Source organism: Candidatus Symbiopectobacterium sp. NZEC135 (assembly GCF_025962695.1).
Genome location: NZ_JAGFPF010000214.1, coordinates 1 through 2351 on the forward strand (window position 1 = coordinate 1; position 2351 = coordinate 2351).

Genomic DNA, 2351 nt, shown 5'->3' on the forward strand with positions numbered 1-2351 from the left:
CATCGTTGGACAACAACCTGCGGCGCGCGAAGTGAACCTGACCGCCGGGGAACCCCAGCGCGTCATGACCTTCCAGATCAATCAGACTGAAGCTCGCGCACTGGGTTTATCGTCCAACAGCGTGGCACAGATGCTCAACACGCTGTGGTCTGGCAGCGTGGTGTCCCAGGTGCGCGATGGGGATCATTTGATTGATGTGGTGCTGCGCGGCAGCGATGCGGAACGACAGAATAGGGATACCCTTCAGGCGCTAATGTTAACCACGCCTTCAGGCAAAAAGGTGCCGCTAGGCCGGATTGCATCACCGCTATGGGGCGTGGAAGATCCGGTGATATGGCGTCGTCAACGCTTGCCGTTTATCAGTGTACAAACCGATGTGGCACCGGGTATACACGCTCAGGCACTGTCTCAAGCGTTACGCCCTCGCGTTGATGCGCTACGCGCCACGCTGCCTGCGGGTTACCGTATCGAAGAAGGCGGTGCCAGCGCCGAATCAGACAAAGGCAATCGCTCGGTATACGCCGTATTGCCGGTCACACTGCTGACCATGCTTTTTTTGCTGATGGTTCAGTTGCAACGGTTTTCGCGGATGCTACTCGCCTTGATGATGGCGCCGTTTGGCTTACCAGGCATTGTGGCAGCCATGCTGCCTACCGGCACGCCAATGGGGTTTGTGGCGCTGCTCGGGGTGATTGCCTTAGCCGGAATGATTATCCGCAACGCGGTTATCCTGATCAGTGAAGTCGACAATCATTCTCGTCAAGGGTTGGCGCACGATGATGCCATTGTCGCCGCCGCGTTGCATCGCGCTCGGCCTATCCTGCTTACGGCCTGTGCCGCTATTCTCGGCATGATCCCGATTGCGCATCAGGTATTTTGGGGGCCAATGGCTTATGCGATTATCGGCGGGTTGATCTTCGCCACGCTGGTGACATTGACGCTACTGCCCGCCGCGCTCAGCCTGATGATGCAGCGGGAGAAAAACACACCGCGGACCATGCTCACCGCACCGACAGCCTAACGCCTTCTTTCTGTATGCCATCCTCCGCCTAAGCGGAGGATGACGTGTTGGTGGAGTGATAGTGTCCATTGCCTGTCACGCCTCATACCCGATACGGCTTTGCTTATGTTTTTTTGTTTATGGCCTGACACCAAATGTCCTGTTTATTGCCCCGCCTCCTCTGCCAACATGGCATAACACCCTCTATTGTCATTGCAAACATCTGGCAGGAATCCCTCACTATGCACTATCGTCCGGTTTTAGACGCGCTTCGCCGCTTTGATCCGCCGCAGGCGTTGCAAGACGCCAAAGGCCCATTGATCAATCTGGCGCTCAATGAAAACAGTCTTGGCTATTCCCCGCTGGTCGCGCAGGCACTCGGCGCGGCGCTGACCTCCGCCTCGCGCTATCCCTCCACCTTCTGCGACGAACTGCGAGAAAAGCTGGCTCGCCATCACGATATTGACCCGCAGCGTCTGGTATTTGGCAGCGGCATTTTTGAGATACTGTCGCTGATCAGCGCCGTATTCGTCAGCGACGGGGATGAGGTGGTGATCCCCACGCCCTCTTTCGGCTGGTATAACCTGACCACGCGGTTGAACGGCGGTACCGTGGTTGCCGTGCCTTTATCCGAACACGCCATTGACCTTGATGCCGTGCTGGCGGCTATCACGCCGCAAACGCGGTTGATCTGGCTATGCAACCCGCACAACCCGATGGGAACGATGGTTGCCTCGGGGGCGTTACAGGCGTTTCTCGCCAAGGTCCCTGCCGATATTCCCGTGGTGCTCGACGAAGCGTACCGTGAATATGCCGTGGCACCGGATGTGCCAGATGGCATTGCGTTGGCCCGCCAATACGCCAATCTGATTGTGTTGCGTACTTTTTCCAAAGCCTATGGCCTGGCGGGGTTGCGTATTGGTTATGCGGTCGCCAGTGTCGAAACGGCCAGTCTGTTGCATAAAGTCAAAGTGCCCCCCAATGTGAATCATCTGGCCCAAATTGCTGCCAGCGCCGCGCTGGAGGATAGCGATTTTCTGGCACGCTCTGTCACACTGGTGCGCGAGGGATTGGCCGATTACTATGCCTGCTGTGAGGCGTTGGGATTCGACTATATTCCGAGTTTCGCCAACTTTCTGATGATCAACCTGGAACGTGATGGCGACGAGGCCGCAAACGTGTTTCTCGACGCAGGCATCGTGCTGCGCTCAGGCCGGGAAGTGGGCCTTCCCTCGTGGATTCGCGTGACGATCGGCAATGCCGATGAGAACCAGCGGGTATTCGCAGTACTGTATCAACTGGCCGCGCAACGTCCGGCATGACAGGAAATAACATGGAAATAATCAGAGTG

General features: G+C 57.0%; 2 protein-coding genes. Both read left to right on the top strand.

Annotation, left to right across the window (positions count from 1 at the left end):
* Window positions 1-1021, top strand: a 1021-nt coding sequence (locus tag J5224_RS25045; protein ID WP_264627921.1) for an efflux RND transporter permease subunit, incomplete at its 5' end; no start/stop codon positions are given.
* Between the two features lie 221 nt (window positions 1022-1242).
* Window positions 1243-2322 (top strand): histidinol-phosphate transaminase, encoded by a 1080-nt coding sequence (gene hisC / locus J5224_RS25050; protein WP_264627922.1) that lies wholly within the window; start codon window positions 1243-1245, stop codon window positions 2320-2322.
* Window positions 2323-2351: the final 29 nt, after the last annotated feature.